Raw genomic sequence first — 17,532 nt, 5'->3', positions numbered from 1 at the left:
TCCCCATTTGTGTGGAAGCGGGCGAAACCGGTGCAGGCTTTGGCACAGCCCTTGCTCAACAGGCTCACCACACAAGGAGCATCCATGCGTAAAGCAGAGTTGACGATCAGCAGCAAAAACTATGGTGCCTGGGCTTTGCGTGGTTGGTTGGCTGCCAAGTTGGCGGGGCTGGAGTTCACCGAAAAAGTGGTCTCTCCCGACGATCCGGCCATGAAGGCCGAGATGATGCTGTTGTCCTCGTCCATGCTGGTGCCGTCCTTGCAGCACAACAAAATCAAGGTGTGGGACACCTTGGCGATTGGCGAATACCTGAACGAAATCAAGCCCAAGGCCGGTCTGCTGCCGACCGACCAGGCGGCCCGGGCCCATTGCCGGGCCATCTGCGGCGAGATGCATTCGGGCTTTTCGTCCCTGCGCACTGCCTTGCCGATGAACATCAAGGCGCATTTTGCCGACTTCAAAATCTGGTCACGGGCCCAGAGCGACATTGACCGGATTGTGGAAATCTGGAAGGAATGCCTGGCCAATTACGGTGGCCCGTACCTGTTTGGCGAGCAGGTGGGCCTGGCCGACGCCATGTATGCGCCCGTAGTGACCCGTTTCCTGACCTACAACGTGGCACTGGACCCGGTGTGTGCCGCCTATTGCCAGCGCATCATGGAACTGCCCGCCATGCAGGAGTGGGTTGCCGAGGCCCTGCAAGAGCCCGACGATATTGACGAGCTGGACGCCGAGTTTTGAGGGGGAGGGGGCTCAATACCCCCTGCGAGTTGCTTACTTCCAGGGTGTCGATTCCGGGATGTCGCACACCGGTTCTACTTCGATGGATTTGAAATCCGCCGGCGACACGATTTCCAGGTATTCCATATCGGGCGAGTAATCGAACAGGTAGTGGCGTATGCCGGGGCGCTGGTGCACGCAGTCGCCCGCCTGTACCAAGGTCTCCTTGTCTTCGTACATGAAGCGGGCCCAGCCCTTGACCATGATGACAATCTGGAAGTCTGCTTCATGCCGGTGCCAGCCCGTGCCCTTTTCTGGCGCCATATTGGCTTTAACAAGGTGCGCAATCACCTTTCCGTGCGTGGCTTCTGCAATACCCAGATCGCGGTACAGAAAGAAGTCGCGCAAACCGCCGCTGACATACTGCGTGTCCTCTGGCTTGACGTGGGAGAACTCGGTGGTGGTTGCTTGCAGCATAGGCCTCTCCTTGAAAAAAGTACGCACACACCTGCAGGGGTGCAGGGCCGCATAAGCATGAACTGTTCCTGCGGCGTGGCCGGGCCCGGCGCGCGTCCTGGGGGATAATTCAGCCTATGAGCGGCAATACCTTCGGAACCCTATTCGCAGTCACCAACTTTGGTGAATCCCACGGCCCAGCCATTGGCTGCGTGATTGACGGCTGCCCCCCGGGCATGGCCTTGTGTGAGGCGGATATCCAGGCTGACCTGGACCGCCGCCGCCCGGGCACCAGCCGCCACGTGACCCAGCGCAACGAGCCCGATACGGTCGAGATCCTGAGCGGCGTGTACGAGGGCAAAACCACCGGCACCCCCATTGCCTTGCTGATCCGCAATGCCGACCAGCGCAGCAAAGACTACAGCGCCATCGCGCAGAGCTTCCGGCCTGGCCATGCCGACTACACCTACTGGCACAAGTTCGGCATCCGCGACCCGCGGGGCGGCGGCCGCTCATCAGCCCGCCTGACCGCGCCCACGGTGGCCGCCGGCGCCGTCGCCAAGAAATGGCTGGCCGAGAAATACGGCGTGTCCTTCCGTGGCTGCATGACCCAGGTGGGGGATCTGGCCATTCCGTTCGAGAGCTGGGAGCATGTGCCGAACAACCCGTTCTACGCGCCGGTAGCCGATGTATCGGCACTGGAGGACTACATGGATGCCCTGCGCAAAGCCGGCGATTCCTGCGGCGCACGCATCCGGGTCACGGCCAGTGGCGTGCCGGTCGGCCTGGGCGAACCTTTGTACGACAAGCTGGATGCCGACATCGCCTTCGCAATGATGGGCCTGAATGCCGTCAAGGGCGTGGAGATCGGTGCAGGCTTCGCCAGCGTGGCGCAACGCGGCAGTATGCATGGTGATTCGCTGTCGCCTGAAGGCTTCAAGTCGAACAACGCCGGCGGCGTGCTCGGCGGTATCAGCACCGGCCAGGACCTGGAAGTCTCCATCGCGATCAAGCCTACCAGTTCCATCATCACGCCACGCGAGTCCATCGATACGCAAGGCCAACCGGTGGATGTGGTGACCAAGGGCCGCCATGACCCTTGTGTAGGTATCCGTGCCACGCCGATTGTGGAGGCGCTGTTAGCCCTGGTGGTGATGGAGCATGCCCTGCGCCAGCGCGCCCAGAACGCTGATGTGGTTCAGCCGGTAGCACCCATCGCTGCTTCGGCGATCTGATGCCCGCGGCGGCCAGTGGGCAGGCGGTCAGCCGCCGCCAGTTGGCCCCGTTTGCACTGTTTTCGGCCTGCTACTTCGCCCATGTAGGCTTTTTTACCTCTTACCTGCCGCTGTGGCTGAAGAGCCAGGGCATGGGGTTGTTGGCGATTTCGGTGCTGACATCGGTACAAGCCACGACGCGCCTGTTTGCGCCTTATGCCTGGGGGGCCTTGAGCGACCACACCGGTGAGCGGGTGGCTTTGCTGCGCTACTGTGCGGCTGCCGCCTTGGTGGCATCGCTGGGGCTGGCACTCGGATGGGGCTACGTCTGGCTGGGGGCGGTGCTCCTACTGATCTACACGCACACCAGCTCCATGACACCGATGAGCGAAGCCGCCCTGGCCGAACTGGTCAGCCGGGACGGTGGATTCAACGCCCGCCGCTATGGGCGCGTGCGGCTGTGGGGATCGGTTGGCTTCATGCTCTCGGTGCTGCTGTTCGGCATGTGGTTCGACCGCTTCGGCATGCAAAGCTTTCCGGCTCTGACCTGGGTGACGCTGCTGATTCTGCTGGCCAGCAGTGCCTGGATGCCCAACACCAAGGAGGCTGTGCACACCCGCCACCCGCGGCCGCCCGTGTGGCCCATCTTGCGCGAACGGTCGGTGCAGTGGCTGTTTGTCAGCTGCTTCTTCCAGGTGCTGTCGCATACCGGCATCAATGTGTTTTTTTCGCTGTACCTGGATTCTCTGGGTTACAGCAAAACCACCATCGGCCTGCTATGGGCTGTATCGGTGGTGGCAGAAGTCGCCTGGTTTTTCACGCAGAGCCGCTGGCTGTCGCGCTTCAGCCTACCGGCCTGGTTGATGCTCAGCGCCGCGGCGATGGCCGTCCGCATGCTGCTGACCGCCAGCAGTGCCAGCGTTCTGTGGGTGCTGGTGCTGGCCCAGACCCTGCACGCACTGACCTTTGCTGCACACCACGGCGTGTGCATCAGTTTGCTGTCGCACCACTTTCCGGGTCGCCTGCGCGGAAGAGGGCAGGCTCTGTATACCGTGCTCGGCTATGGTTGCCCAGGTGTCCTGGGTGCTTTGGCAGGCGGATATTTAAGCTCAAAATACGGCCTGGCGCTTGTGTACTGGGCGTCACTAGCTATGAGTTTGATAGCCGTCGGGTGCGCGTACCGGGTGTGGCGGTTGCAGGGCTCACCCGCCGCCAGACTCTAGCAAGTCACGCGCTACGCAATGCAGGCCGCGGCCAAACTGGTTGTAGCGACCGGTGACAAGCTCACCCAATACAGGAAGCCAGCGGGCCGCGCGGCGTTGCGGTAGCGAGGCTCTAAAGCGTTGGTGCGCCAGTTTTTTTCTCACTTTTGCGATGGTGTCGGGCGATACCGCATCGCCGAACTGCAGCAAGCGGGCTAGCAGTATTTCGACCCTGACCGCACGGGCGGCGAGCGTGTGGTCGCGGGTGGACAGCGCTTTTTGCATCTTTCCGAGCAGGGTTTCTCGGCGGGCTCCGACTTGGTTGGCTGCATGCTGGCGGTAGTCGATCAGCGGGGCCTCCAGCACATCGACACGGCCCACAGACGCCGCAACCATGGCCAGCCATTCGTCGTGCAGCCACTCACGCGGGAAGGGCAGCGCGTATTGCAGTAGCGAACGGCGGAATACCGTGGTGGCGCCCGTCACCACGTTGCGACGCAGCAAGGTATCAATAGCCCGCCCGCTGTGTATCCACGCCAGTTCGAAAGGCTGAACTTCTATGGCTTCAAACAATGACTCGGACAGATCCTTGCCCTGGGCGTCGATCAGCCGCGCATTGCTGTGCAGCAGCAGCAGGTCAGGGCGGCGCTCAAATTCGGCCACCATGCGCTCCAGCCGGTCAGGGTGCCAGGCGTCATCCTGGTCACACAAGGCAATCAGATCGCCGGTGCAGGCCGACACCGCCTGCTCAAAGTTCTTGACGACCTTCAATGACGGGTTATTGCGCAATATCTGTACCTGCACGGCCGATTGGGATTGCAGCTTGGCAATCGCCGATTCGGCGATCTCGACGCAGGTATCGTTGGATGCATCGTCCGATATAACCATCTGCCTCGGCAAGATGCTTTGCTGGCAAATGCTGTTGACCTGGTCGAGTATGAAACGTGCGCCGTTGTGGGTGCACAAGGCAACAGAAACAGAGAGTTTCACAGCCGACCCGCGTGCGTTGTCTATGCCTGGCTGCACAAATAGTTGTCGTAGGCCTTTTTGATGCCGGTACGCAAATCGATCGTGGGCGCCCATCCCAAATTACGGACTTTGGATACATCCATGATCTTCCGCATCGTGCCGTCGGGCTTGCTGGTGTCCTGCACGAATTCGCCGGTGTAGCCTACTACTTTCGCAATGGTTTCGGCCAATGCGCGGATGCTCAGGTCTTCCCCAGAACCCACGTTGATCAGTGGGCACAGTGAAGGATGGGTGAGTGCGTCGTAGCGTGCAGAGTCTAGACTCGCAAGGAACACCAACGCGTTGGCCAGATCGTCCACGTAAAGGAATTCGCGTTTGGGGGTGCCGCTGCCCCAGAGCACGACTTCCTTGGCGTCAGCTTGTTTGGCATCGTGCATCTTGCGGATTAACGCGGGTAGCACATGCGAGTTGTTCAGGTCGTAGTTGTCGCCAGGGCCATACAAATTGGTTGGCATGGCTGCCAGCCATTTCGTGCCGTGCTGGCGGTTGTACGACCAGCACATTTCAACGCCGGCAATTTTGGCCAGGGCGTAGGGGCGGTTGGTCGGCTCCAGCGGGCCGGTGAGCAAATACTCTTCCTTGATAGGCTGGGGGCAATCGCGCGGATAAATACACGAACTGCCCAGGAAGATCAGTCGCTCCACTGCGCAGGCATGCGCGGCGCGGAAGATATTGGATTGGATGAGCAAATTGCTCATCAAAAAATCAACCGGGTAGGTGTTATTTGCCTGAATACCGCCGACTTTGGCTGCGGCTAGAAACACCACATCAGGTCGCTCCTGCTCAAAGAAGCGCTGTGTAGCGGCCCCATCTTCCAGATCGAGCTCGGCGTGGGTGCGGGTTACAAGGTTGGTGTAGCCCTGTTCTTGCAACGCACGCAATATGGCGCTACCGGCCAAACCGCGATGGCCTGCAACATAAATCTTGCTAGTTTTATCCATGGCAGACTTGCTTCACTCGTGGTAATCGTATGTCGTAAAGCCGTGCTTTTTGACCAGCTCGTCGCGTTGTGCACTCTTGAGGTCGGAGCGCACCATTTCCGAGACCAACTCCTGGAAGCTGATTTGCGGTGTCCAGCCAAGCTTCTGTCTTGCCTTGGTGGCATCACCTAACAGCGTTTCGACTTCGGTGGGGCGGAAGTAGCGAGGGTCTACTTGAACAATACATTTTCCTGTGGAGGCATCGTAGCCCTTTTCGTCCACCCCTTGGCCCTCCCAGCGCATTTGGATACCGAGTTCCAAGGCTGCAGCATTGACGAAGTCACGCACGCTGTACTGCACACCTGTGGCGATGACGAAGTCTTCAGGCTTATCCTGCTGCAGCATCAACCATTGCATCTCAACATAGTCTTTGGCATGGCCCCAGTCCCGCAGAGAGTCCATATTGCCCAGATATAGGCAGTCCTGCAGATCAAGCTTGATGCGTGCCAGGGCGCGGGTGATTTTGCGCGTCACGAAGGTTTCGCCACGGATTGGACTTTCGTGGTTGAACAAAATGCCGTTGCAGGCGTAGATGCCATAGGCCTCGCGGTAGTTCACCGTGATCCAAAACGCATACATTTTGGCGACGGCATAAGGGCTACGCGGGTAGAACGGCGTGGTTTCCTTTTGCGGAGTTTCCTGCACCAGGCCATACAGCTCAGATGTGGATGCTTGGTAAAAGCGAGTCTTTTTCTCCAGGCCCAGGATACGGATCGCCTCCAGGATGCGCAGGGTGCCGATACCGTCTGCATTGGCCGTGTACTCAGGGGTTTCGAACGACACTGCAACATGGCTCATGGCCGCCAGGTTATATATCTCGTCAGGTTGCACCTGCTGGATGATGCGGATTAAGTTGGTGGAGTCCGTCAGGTCCCCGTAGTGCAACTTGAACTTTGCATTGTCAACATGTGGATCCTGGTAGAGGTTGTCAATACGATCTGTATTGAACAGCGAGGAACGGCGCTTTACGCCGTGCACGATGTACCCTTTTTTCAGTAACAATTCGGCCAAGTAAGCGCCATCTTGGCCTGTGACGCCGGTAATTAGTGCAACTTTTGGGTGGTTCAATTTAATTTCCTGGTAATCAATTTTTAAAGTGCGGCAACGGCCGGGAGGGCGGCTAAATTTAGCCTGAAATTTTAACCGCTAGATGCTTCGGATGCTATCAAGCTAATGCTTTTGAAATAAAGAAACTACTTTCTTCATAGAACTGGTGCTCCACTAAGCCACTAATGTGGGATATGGTGACTTTTTAGAAAGTACGGTAGACCGAGTAGCCGGGAAAGTGCCCCGATGATTTGAAAAAGCAGGCCGATAACGGCCCCATTTTGAATAAGCAATAAATGTGACAGCAAAAAATCAAATGCTGCAGTCCCCAAGCCAAAACCCCCGGCAACACCAAAAATTCCACCAAATATGGCGAGTGGGAAAACTATAAATCCTTTCAATGGATTTACGATGTCTCCGACTGCATAAGCAATAAAAAGCAATGCAGTACACCAAAAAATATGGTTCAAAATAGAAAGTGCTAAACTTGCAATCAGTATCCTAGGGTTTTCGCGTAATGCATTGAAGGAGCCAATCATTTGCTTTAAACGAAGTCCCCACGAATGTGCCATCAACCAACGGTTAATGCGACTGCTGTTGTAAAGACGGCGTGCTCCAGCAATCCGGAGAAAAATCAAGGGACCAATTCCAGCTAAAAATGAGAGGCCTACCACTAAAATACGAGAAGGCAGGTCTACCAATAAATTCCATCCGATGACACTAACTATCGCAGCAAGTAAAAAAAGCCCCAATAAACCTACAACGCGATCTATTGCTACAGCCATGACTGCACGGGTTCGCATGCCTGCACCAACATGTTCTGCCACATAACCAGCCTTCACAAAATCGCCCCCATTGGAGCTTGGCATGGCAAGATCAAAAAAAGAACCGATCATTGTCCAGCGCAATGCTTGAGGGTGAGAAACATCAATGCCCTGGCTCGAAAGTATGATCTTGAAGCGATAAGAGACAATCCAGAATGGCGGTAAAGTCAGCAACAGTGCGCCCACGAGCCATGGCCAGGTTTTGGTTAATGCAATGATTACAGATATATCAATGCGATTGAAATAAATTAATAATCCAATAATCAAAATTGCAATCGTCAACTTAAACCAGATGGAGTTTACAATTTTACGAAACATGTTAGGCTTTTTATTCACATGCTTCCTTAAGCGTGTCGTCGCAGTTCAAACCACAAATAAGCCAGCAAGCGCTTACCCGTCGGCCATATCTTGAAATGCGTCTCGCCGTAACCTCGTGAGATTTCTCGGGTTGGAAACTCAATACGCGAAATTCTGAGTTTGTAAGACCGAACCACCATTTCGATGTCGATTGACAGCCCCACATCGAGAATTTTCATCCGTTTAAAGGCCTCGCGTTTCCAGCCCTTGAATCCATGCAATACGTCTCGCACCCACGGACCTTCACGACGCCAAACCAACGCGGCGGCAGCTGCAAGACCCATAACTGCCCACTTACGTGGACGGAAAAAGTGCGCATCTTCTTCGTTCACAGATCCCGGTAGTTGCCTACTGGCGATCACGAGATCATTGCCTTTGTCAAAAAGCGGCCTGAATTTAAGCAGGTCTCCCGTCGGCAGTGTGCCCTTTGCGAAAAATACGACTACCGCGTCCCCTGTTGCCACTTCATTTGCATGAACATACGCGGCATTCAATCCACGCTTGGGTTGACGATGAACCTTAATGCCCTGGCTTTCCAGGTATTCAACGGTGCCGTCGGTACTGCCCCCATCAACCGCAAACACTTCATCGAACTCACTAATTGGTAGATTGGGTACGTCAGCCTGACAACCCTGCAACTCATTCCAAACTATCAAACACAAAGAAATTTTCACACTACGACCCAGTTTTTAGTTGATTGGCCATCTGCAGCGCTTCGGCCACAGCGACGTCGGAATTCATGTGTTCCCAGCGGCCCCAACGGCCAAGTCCGATCACACCATTGGCTTTCGCCCACGTCAGAACCTTCTCAACCGCTTCGGGCTTGCCGAGCGTATTGATGGGATACGCGAACTCGTTGTGGAAGCGAGGCCCCTGGGCTGCCGTTGAACGTGAAGCGTTAGCCTCCGTCCAGTAGCCGCGCGCACCCGTCGAGAAGTTGGATCGGAGCAGCAAGCGATGGTGCGGAACCGATTCGTCTGGCTCGTAAGTCCAATGCGCCTTGCTATCCAACGTCTCCTGATGATAATCGACGTCGATAGGTGCATTCTTCAGAGAAGAGATTGCGGCATTGACGTCCTCAGGAATAGCGCAGTACTTCGTCCACAACGTCCACGGAATGGAAGACACGATTGTTTCAGCCTGCCAACGTCCATTGACAGTACGGTTCGCCAGATCGATGCTTTCCACAGGGCAATTGGTGACAAGAGAATCTCCCAGCGCTTCCCCCATCCGGCGCCAAACTTCACCATAGCCGAATTTCTTGGGGTACAAAAATGTACCGTGTGCAGGCAATGCCCCCATTGGCTTGCCTTCAAGACAACTCAACAAGGTTTCGCGGAAAGAAACATTGGGAAGCTTGTACAACCAGTAAGTACCCAGCGCATCTGGATCCATCGACCAGATTTTGCGGTTGTAGGGCAGCATGTATTCCTGCGCAATACGATCGCCCAACTTCCAGTTGATCCATGCGGCGAAAGACTCAGGCATCGCTTCCCCACGAATGCAGCCGGCCTGCGCAATGGACTCTAGGTAATCGGCTTGCACCTCGGTAGGTAGCTGCCACAGATTGGCTTCCAGCGGATGATCCACCTCAACATCCCGAATGCGGATTTTCGATACGCGGTCGTACAGATCCCATTCTTCACGCGGCATGAAGCGGAACACGAAGTCCAGTACCTCTTTGCGCTTCAGGTCCAGAAAATGGCCGCCGCCAATGTCCAGTGGAGCGCCGTCCACCGTTTCAGACCGGCATAGACCGCCTGCCACAGCTTCTTTCTCGACAACAAGGATCTGGTCTAAAGGACAACCAGCGTCAACCAGTGAATGTGCAAGTGTCAGGCCGCTTGGGCCAGCACCAAGAATTAAATATTTGATTTTTTTCATAATTTCGAACAAAAAAAGTTTGCGATTGTATGGCATAGCGCGCCATTACTCAGCAGACGCCCTTCTCCAAATAGAGCCATTGCTCCATCGAATCGATGCGGCATCTGCAGTGAGCTGGCCTGTTACACCCCAGTCTTTAACATGAATAGCGCCGTCTCGCAAAAGCGCCGATCCTTCTGCACCAGTTTCCGTTCTGATGGTAAGAAAATCTCCATCTCTCCTGGCGATTTCAGCGATGCCTCCACCCACCAACCATTTGGCCGTAATCTCATCTGGAGAGGTAATTGGCTTTAGGATAAATGCCTTGTTTTTAAATAAATAAAACCTACTCCCATCAGGCTGATCTATACCTAAATCCTCTGCAATATAACGAGAATCACCCCTCAAAGCGGCAACGATTGCTGAATCCAATCTTGACGAAAATTCCGGCCAGTTTTCACCCGTTTTATAAAGAACACCTAAACTCTGGCTGGTATTGATATATTCTAATGCACGCGCCTCCGACATATCAGGATCCGCATAATACGGCAAGGTCTGGTATTTAAATGGAGAATTAAAGATTAAGCCATAGTAATCCAGAAGCCGCAGATGGTAGTACCTATTGCCACCAAGGAAAAATATCTTGTCATTATCCGTAACACCATTAACAGCTTTTTTTATTTTTTGAACCAATTCACCTACGCGCCAGTCCCTTCCATCCGGCGAAGAATCTGGCTCCGCCAAGAACGAGAGGCCTGAAATTGTTGCGACTCTTGAATATTGATGCTTGCTCAGGACAGCATTGCTGAACAAATATCCGGGAAAAGTCGACACCACGGCAAATCCTAAAACAACAAAGCGCGACCACCCAAGGCTGGCAAATATCATTCCCGACACGATAAAAACTGGAATCAAACCAGGATACAAATACCTAGGATCCTTGATTTCCCCAAAGGTCGCCATAACAAAAGGAATAGAAAACCAAAGCAAAATAACCAATTTTTCATAATTGCCTTTAAAGATCTTCCCCAGGCGTCCCTTCAACAGAAAAAAAGAAACTATTGCCACCAAGAACACAGGCGAAAGGAAAATGGAATGCCAATAATTGATTATTGTCCAAACATCAAAAATTTCACCAAAGCCATACATTTTTGCCAAATTTTTGGAGGACAAATGTGTCGTCAGGCTCAGAATTTCCCTAAGATTAAAAAAATAATACGGACCCGCAATCAAGAGCCCGACAAACAATCCAGGAAAAAGTAAGCGGAAAAATCGACGAAGCGAGTTCCTCCGAAAAATATTCCAAGCCGTCAACAAGATAGATGGAAAAACGAAGACCACAAACGTGACCTTAGTCAGCATTCCTAACCCAACAAAAATTCCGATAATGAGAGACCAGCTAGAAGTCTCCTTTCGATTGAGCATCAAAACAGAGTAGATCGAGGCACACACAAAAGAAACCACCAGAATTTCAACCAAAAAATTATGCAAAAGCATAATAGTCATTGGATAAACGCCCACCAACAAGAGCGTAAAAAAACCAGCTTTGGCAGAGTCCCCCTCGGCGAGCACTTCACGCATGACTCCCAAAAGAGCCCAAACTAGCAGAAACCAAAACAGGTTAATACTGAAGACGGCGGCATCCAAAGATGGGCCGAAGAAATAAAAAGAAGGCTGAACGACCAAAAGAATCAAGGGCACCCGCCCTGGATCGATGTTAAAGGCTGCACTTAAGAAATCAGTCCACCCTTTCTCAACGAACACCTTGTGAAGAAATGTTGCCTGGTAAAGATAATGCCCTTGATCCCACGCAGGTGGTGAGTTATCAAGAACCGACCAATGCATGGAAAAGACAAAGAAAGCAATTGCGAATACTCCCGACAATAGTTTCCACTTCAACGAAAAATTTAATTCAGCGCCCTTAAAACGCTCAACGCCGCCTTTTTTCATTCAGATCTTCCGTATTCTTAAATTCTGAATGACTGGAACATCTTTGCTTCCAGCCAGAGACCTCAATCTAAATTGAAAAGAGGTCACGCCCTTTTTCCCAAGAACAATTGCAAATGGCCGATTACCGTTGATCTTGGCTAGATCAATGACATCTACATCCGCCCAAGCACCATCACCCCATTTGACCTGCAAGTCGAACAAGCGCTCGCCAGGTTGCCTTCCCCACTGCTCCCAGAAATCAAGGCTAACCTCGACCGCCATCGGCATTGCAAAATCAACTCCATAAGCAAACGATCCATTACGATTCGTCTTATATGTCACCAAGTCATGACGAATATCTGGATGACTGTAGATGGAGTCATCTCCCTCAATATATCCATAATTGCTGATCCAATTAACTCTATTGGGATTGGGGTCCCTCATTTTTTTATCCGGGAAAATAAAACCGTCCGCTAGCACCGATTGAGAAACCCTTCCAAGGTCAATAGAAATTTCGTTGGCGACTACCCCCGAAGATAACAATGGACTTCGATCTATCCGTCTAGAGAAATCATTGGGCCTAAAATCATCGAAGCTTTGAAAAATCTTGATATTTTTTCCTTCAGGATCAAATTTTTCTAATCCTAGATTAGCGATCACGATGGCATCACGAGTTGACACTTCATTTTTGGAAAATGGATAAGCCCAATTGGAGTCACATAATAGAATGTGATTCGGCTCTGCAGCGCTTGAAACTTGGCAACCGGATGTCATTCCGGAGTATTTAAAGCCCAGAAAATCCACGGCGTATGACTTCGCAGTCCAGAAAACCCCAAAAGGCGACTCGAGCAATTCCCGACGTAAGACACTGTCCGTCTTTGGCCCTATTGCAGTAGGATTACCTTCATCCGCCCAATACTTTGGATCGCTTGCGACAAAAAAGAGAACCGTTTTTTCGGAATTTCCAGCAGCCGAATCCTCACCTCGCCCTCTGAGAACTTCTGAAACTATTCCTCTGTCGATTGCTCTCTCTCTTTTGAGCGCGACGGCTTGCAGCTGAAAACTAATTGTCGCCATCAATCCGACAAGCAGTGCATAAACAATTGGCCTCGCATGCATGGTTGGCCAAGAGAGTAGACTCAAAGTTTCTCCGATAAATACAACGACCGAGATGAAAATCAAGGTCAACGATACATAGCCGTATCGCCTCGGCATTTCATAGAGTCGATCTCCCAAGAACGTGGCGAGAACAAAATAAACCACAATGCATGCAAAACCCAATACAAAAGCAACCGCTGCAATCCTAAATCCATTCATTTCGTGATCCGTTCGGGGCATTGCTTTACGCTGAGAGGCCCAAAAAATCAAACCAAACAAAGCACCAAATAGCAGGCCAGATTTGACTCCCGAATCAAATATCGCATCGATTTGTTGCAGGCCGGCTGATAAGATTGATTTTCCAATCGCAAAACTGATCCATGGCACTTCAGAAATGGCTGTATTTCCCAGCGTCAAGCTAAATCTTTGCTTGGCATCGATGTTTTGAAAAAATAACACCCAAAGAGTTCGATGCACGGCTAAAGCAGCGGCAAAAGAACATAATGCTATCAAAAACAATATCCTACGGCGTCGATCGGGGGAGAAAAAAGAAAAATATGAAAATAATAATAAAACAACCGGAATGTGAAGCTCTCCAGTCAGGGCGCACGCGACACCCAGAACACAGAATACAAGCTTTTGATACCGGAATCGACCAGGGTGGTCAGATAAAAAAACCGTCGCCACAACTAGCTGAAATGGCAGGATCAAATAGGTGTAAAAATGAAAAACTGACGTCACCGAAAAAGGCGAAAGTAACCAGGCTATTGCAATAAAATTTGCCACAGGCTCTGTAACGTTACGCACTCTCAAAATAGAAAGTAACATCACAGCCGTCAAACATTGTGAAACACCAATAATTAATGGATAGACATAACTCCGAGCGCCTACAAAGTTCCATAGCAGAAATTGTATCAATCTGGAAAGCCCGTAAGTTCGATACTCCCGAGACAAATCCGCACCAAGAAACAGCATGGCAGCCGTCTTGATTCGGCCATGCTCTCCCACCAACAAAGCATAGTTCCTGGGGATATATACATCATCAAACATTACCACAGCGTTCCTCAGGCACGCCGTGATCAAAAGGCCTCCTAAGAGCGTCAACAATATATTTCCATATTGGGTCTCTTTTTGCCCAAATGGCCCTAAAACAAAATTCTTTAGATTAATCATTCGATTGGTTATTTTTATATTCAACGCAGATGTGCTGAAGTCAACGCCTCAACATCCGAGCAAGAAGTCTGGATAAGCCGATCAGCCCTAGAAATCCTGCAACACCTGCAAGCGGGAAAATCGGTAACATATACCGTGGTTGGCTTCCGCTCCATGAACTGGCATCCAGAATGGCAAACAATCCAACACGCGCTAAGATCGCTGCGACCAACAGTATGAACACCATAGACTCTGCAGATTGGTTGCGTCGGACCAACCAGATGGCACTCCCAATTACCGAAGTGGCAAAAAGCAGATAGTGCCACCCGACATACCACTCGCCGATGCGTTTGAGAAAACGCTCCCCTCGCTGTCGCAATTCAGTGACTTCAAGGCGATCGACTCCAACCCGCAGGCCGGCATAGGAGCCCGTTGGTGTCAGCTCGGTCACGCGCCCAGCTTGTAAGGACGACAACATGACGGACAGATCTGTGCCATCGGATGTCTGCAGATGCAGGGCTGTTGGCACCTTCAACCCTTGTGCCGAAACCAGAAAGCCGTAGGCGCCGGGCACGTCGCTGCGAGGCGCCATCAATTTCTGCCAAAGGATCGCTCCGCCTTCAGCATCTAAGCCGACCTGACTTCCTGCTGGCGCAACCACCCAGCCGCCCACTGTGGCCGCCAGCGCTGGTCCCCTACGGCCGGTCACGGCCACGTACTGGGAAAATTGCGCCGGACTGGCGTTTTCCGTCGGAGTTTCTAGATTTTCGGCGGCAGGACGAATGATCAGCAGCAGAATCCGGCGTAGCGAAGCCGGCAAGTCCGGTGCCCATTTCTTGATGTCCGGGTCGATAAAGGATGAAAGCACGAATCGCTTCTTTAGGCGCCCATCGGCAAAGGCCTGCTGCAACTCTGCGGCCACTGCCGCGTACTTGCGCTCGGCCAATGCCGCTGAGGCATGCCAGCCACTGCGCGCCGCCACATCCCGCAAGGCCCAGTAGAACCATCCGTTCGCGATCTCCCCCTTCACAGACACATAAGGGCTGGCGATCGCAACCCATTGTTGGCCCGTGGCACCCGTCATTGCAGGTTGCAGTTCCCGTAGGGTAGGGCTTGCCTGGAAGCCGAGTCCTAGCATTTCCTGCGTGACTGTGATCTGTTTCGGCGTGGGACCTGTGTCGATGCTGTTCAATGCTGTCATGGCACTCTTATAGCCCGGTGCGTCCAGCTCTTGACTGGCCCAGATACCCCATTTCGCATAGTTTGCCGCCGAAAAGCCGAGACCCAGCAGCACGGTTGCCAGCAGCGGCAGCCCAAGTAGCGGTATCAGCAAGCTGTGACGAGAGGCTTGCAACCACCAGTTCCACCGGTCAACCAAGGACCAGAGGGCCAGCAGCCCCAGCGGCACCAGCAAGACGGCACCTTCTGAACGTGTGTGATACGCCGTACCGAAACCGACCCCGTAGACCACCATTGCACAGCGGCGTGCCGCCGACGGCCCCTCCTGGCGGCGATTCCACAGTTCCATGCCCGCCGCCAGCACTGCTGTCGACAACACCGTCAAGAGCGTCTCCGCCAGGGCGCGGTCGAAGATGCGAATGATGTAGGGGTGAAAGGTTAGAAAGATGAATAGCGCCACGGCCGTCCAGGTTACCTGTGTCAGCCGACGCAACGCATACGCGAGATACCCGCAGGCCACGAGCCAGGCAAGGTCGATCGCCAGTCGGGCAGGAATACCCAAGAGATCAACCCCCATCAGCCAGACCGCGTAGGTGGGCAGATGGATCAGTTTCATCTCACTATAAGAACCCCGCCAGATGTGGTTGAACGCGGTATCTACGTACCAAAATTCGTCATGTGGGGCGTTCAGCGCCAGGATGTCCCGGTTGCCCGTCAGATAGAGCCGAAAGGCCATCAGGAGCAGCAACACGGCCCAGAGTATTCTTTTTCGCGTCATGGCTGTTTACCCGCCAGTTCAGCCAGCCCTTCGGCCATTCGGGCTGCTTCGCGCTCCCAGGAGGTGGCTTCCGCAAACGCTGTGCCGGCATGCTGTATACGCTGCGCCACGGCCGGCGTTTCCAGCACCTCCACCACGGCATCTACCAGGCTCTGGATGTTTGGGTCGGCCAGTTTGGCATTTTCATCGTTGAGCAACCATTGCGTATAGGGGGCACGATTGCTAATGACAGGCACACCACACGCCATCAATTCGAGCGGCAGTAGAGAAAGATTAGAGCAGGAGAGAACCAAAGCCGCGTCGCAGCGCGCGTACAGCGCGGGTAGTTTGTCGATCTCCACCAACCCGGCGTACTCGCAAGGAAAAGGGATGTCATAACCCCTCACGTCCCATCCTGCCAACACAACCCGCATTTGCGGCACTCGCTTTGCCACATCTCTTAGTACAAGAATGCCCAACTCAAATGCACGACGAGGTGTCGGTGGACGAGCATAGAACATGACTCGGTGAAAGCCATCGCCACCGCGTAGCTCTGGCATAGGGCGATATAAATCACGATCGTATGAGAACCCAATAGAGCGTGTACGAGCGCCGTGCTCTTTGTGCAACTTCTGCGCGAGCCAGTCACCTGCAGTGAAGGTCGCAAAGCCAAAGCGGTACGTAGCCTCCGCGAGCATCGCGTTACTGCCTGCGGGGTAGAACCACGGTTCGTAGTCCTGCACGAAGTAACATCTCTGCTTACAAGATTGAAAGCGTCTGACGTAGTAAGCCGTCTGCCAGGATGTGGCCATTGCAAAATATGCTGCTGGCGTAGCATCATCGGCCCCGAGATGCACCGAGGCCTTAAGGGGGAAGAACCATTTTTCGATATCCCGCTTCGCGACTGCGGCTGAAGGTGGTGATGGTTGGCCTACGATGACAATCCGATTTGTGTAACCTAAATCCTCTAAATTCTTGATGAATCGAAGAATATTTAGGTGCCCACCCGATCCCTTGCCAACGGGAGGAATAAACCAGTTGATGGTCATCGGAGGCACACATTGTGCTGACGACTCCAATCCAAAAACCGCCCCCAACAACTCGTCGTAAGGACGGGTCACTGAAGCCTTACCTAAGAACATGCCTCCCTCACTAAGGCGCCTGCGAAGAAGACGGGTTAACGCGCCCCACCCATTCTGTTGACCATACCGTACGGCTTGCACTAATTTTCTCGACATATTGGCGGCGGCGCTCATTTTCTTAAAAGCTGTTTCATGTATGCAGCGGTCCGGTGATCCTGTCATCGAGTGTCACCTTTGGTGCCCACCTCAACTGGTTAGTCGCTAAATTGTTGTCCAACACACTCATCGGTACATCGAACCGGTGTCCCGGCAGGTAGCGCCGTTGCACCTGTAGCACCTTCTCCTGCATATAAATCAACGTATGCCGGCTGGTCTCTGTTTCTGAGCTGATGTTGAATACGCAGCGCTGCCTCAAGTAGTGCAACATCGCATTAAGCAGCTGCAGCGTCGTTACCAAGTTACTCGGCACGTCGTAGATTGGATCGTCGTTGGAATTCTTGGGCAGCGTAGTCGAGACGACGTGTCGCACTATGTCAACTCTATCGATGGCCGTACCCACGGCGTGCACATTCATCAGGTCGTCATTCAGCACTTCGCCTCCTCGCCCGTCGTGAACACTCCGTATGGCGCCACATGGGGCCGC

Annotated in this window: 15 protein-coding genes; 3 read left to right on the top strand and 12 right to left on the bottom strand. The window is 53.3% G+C overall.

Annotated elements, in window-relative coordinates; all coding sequences use genetic code 11:
• Positions 1-84: 84 nt before the first annotated feature.
• The gene (locus tag BLT66_RS16225; RefSeq protein WP_092758935.1) at positions 85-741 is read left to right on the top strand and encodes a glutathione S-transferase; all 657 of its coding nucleotides are present in this window, start codon (positions 85-87) and stop codon (positions 739-741) included.
• 33 nt (positions 742-774) lie between these two features.
• On the opposite strand, the gene BLT66_RS16220 is transcribed toward BLT66_RS16225, so the two are convergent.
• Positions 775-1,197, bottom strand: coding sequence for a cupin domain-containing protein (locus BLT66_RS16220; protein ID WP_092758933.1), 423 nt, complete (start codon positions 1,195-1,197; stop codon positions 775-777).
• Positions 1,198-1,313: 116 nt separating this feature from the next.
• Between BLT66_RS16220 and aroC the strand changes: the two genes are divergently transcribed.
• A complete protein-coding gene (gene aroC, locus BLT66_RS16215; RefSeq protein WP_092758931.1) occupies positions 1,314-2,411 on the top strand; it encodes a chorismate synthase in 1,098 nt (365 codons plus the stop codon).
• Complete coding sequence (locus BLT66_RS16210) at positions 2,411-3,613, top strand: MFS transporter (protein WP_092758929.1); 1,203 nt, start codon at positions 2,411-2,413, stop codon at positions 3,611-3,613. Before aroC ends, BLT66_RS16210 begins: the two co-directional genes overlap by 1 nt.
• On the opposite strand, the gene BLT66_RS16205 is transcribed toward BLT66_RS16210, so the two are convergent.
• From BLT66_RS16205 to BLT66_RS16155, 11 genes are all read right to left on the bottom strand, one after another.
• Positions 3,593-4,582: a glycosyltransferase family 2 protein gene (locus tag BLT66_RS16205; protein ID WP_255406960.1), complete on the bottom strand. Its 990-nt coding sequence runs from the start codon at positions 4,580-4,582 to the stop codon at positions 3,593-3,595. The genes BLT66_RS16210 and BLT66_RS16205 overlap by 21 nt on opposite strands.
• Positions 4,583-4,602: 20 nt before the next feature.
• Positions 4,603-5,562: a GDP-L-fucose synthase family protein gene (locus BLT66_RS16200; RefSeq protein ID WP_092758925.1), complete on the bottom strand. Its 960-nt coding sequence runs from the start codon at positions 5,560-5,562 to the stop codon at positions 4,603-4,605.
• A 12-nt stretch (positions 5,563-5,574) separates the two neighbouring features.
• Positions 5,575-6,675 carry a GDP-mannose 4,6-dehydratase gene (gene gmd, locus BLT66_RS16195; protein WP_369821609.1) on the bottom strand — a complete coding sequence of 367 codons (1,101 nt, stop codon included), beginning with the start codon at positions 6,673-6,675 and terminating at the stop codon, positions 5,575-5,577.
• A 155-nt stretch (positions 6,676-6,830) separates the two neighbouring features.
• Positions 6,831-7,790 (bottom strand): lysylphosphatidylglycerol synthase transmembrane domain-containing protein, encoded by a 960-nt coding sequence (locus BLT66_RS16190; protein WP_092758921.1) that lies wholly within the window; start codon positions 7,788-7,790, stop codon positions 6,831-6,833.
• A 26-nt stretch (positions 7,791-7,816) separates the two neighbouring features.
• Positions 7,817-8,503, bottom strand: coding sequence for a glycosyltransferase family 2 protein (locus tag BLT66_RS16185; protein WP_092758918.1), 687 nt, complete (start codon positions 8,501-8,503; stop codon positions 7,817-7,819).
• Position 8,504: 1 nt separating this feature from the next.
• Positions 8,505-9,713, bottom strand: a complete 1,209-nt coding sequence (locus tag BLT66_RS16180; protein ID WP_092759188.1) for a protoporphyrinogen/coproporphyrinogen oxidase — start codon at positions 9,711-9,713, stop codon at positions 8,505-8,507.
• Positions 9,714-9,758: 45 nt separating this feature from the next.
• A complete protein-coding gene (locus tag BLT66_RS16175; RefSeq protein WP_092758916.1) occupies positions 9,759-11,642 on the bottom strand; it encodes a glycosyltransferase family 39 protein in 1,884 nt (627 codons plus the stop codon).
• A complete protein-coding gene (locus BLT66_RS26495) occupies positions 11,643-13,769 on the bottom strand; it encodes a hypothetical protein (RefSeq protein WP_143029234.1) in 2,127 nt (708 codons plus the stop codon).
• A 163-nt stretch (positions 13,770-13,932) separates the two neighbouring features.
• Entirely contained in the window at positions 13,933-15,801 is a 1,869-nt protein-coding gene (locus tag BLT66_RS16165) for a hypothetical protein (RefSeq protein WP_143029233.1), read from the bottom strand.
• Positions 15,802-15,824: 23 nt separating this feature from the next.
• Entirely contained in the window at positions 15,825-16,856 is a 1,032-nt protein-coding gene (locus BLT66_RS16160) for a glycosyltransferase family 4 protein (RefSeq protein WP_218922618.1), read from the bottom strand.
• 223 nt (positions 16,857-17,079) lie between these two features.
• Positions 17,080-17,481, bottom strand: a complete 402-nt coding sequence (locus tag BLT66_RS16155; RefSeq protein ID WP_255406959.1) for a Rossmann-fold NAD(P)-binding domain-containing protein — start codon at positions 17,479-17,481, stop codon at positions 17,080-17,082.
• Positions 17,482-17,532: the final 51 nt, after the last annotated feature.

Origin of the sequence: Rhodoferax sp. OV413 (genome assembly GCF_900104385.1) — a bacterium.
Taxonomy (GTDB): Bacteria; Pseudomonadota; Gammaproteobacteria; order Burkholderiales; family Burkholderiaceae_C; genus Rhodoferax_B.
This window is presented reverse-complemented; position numbering and strand designations above follow the sequence as displayed.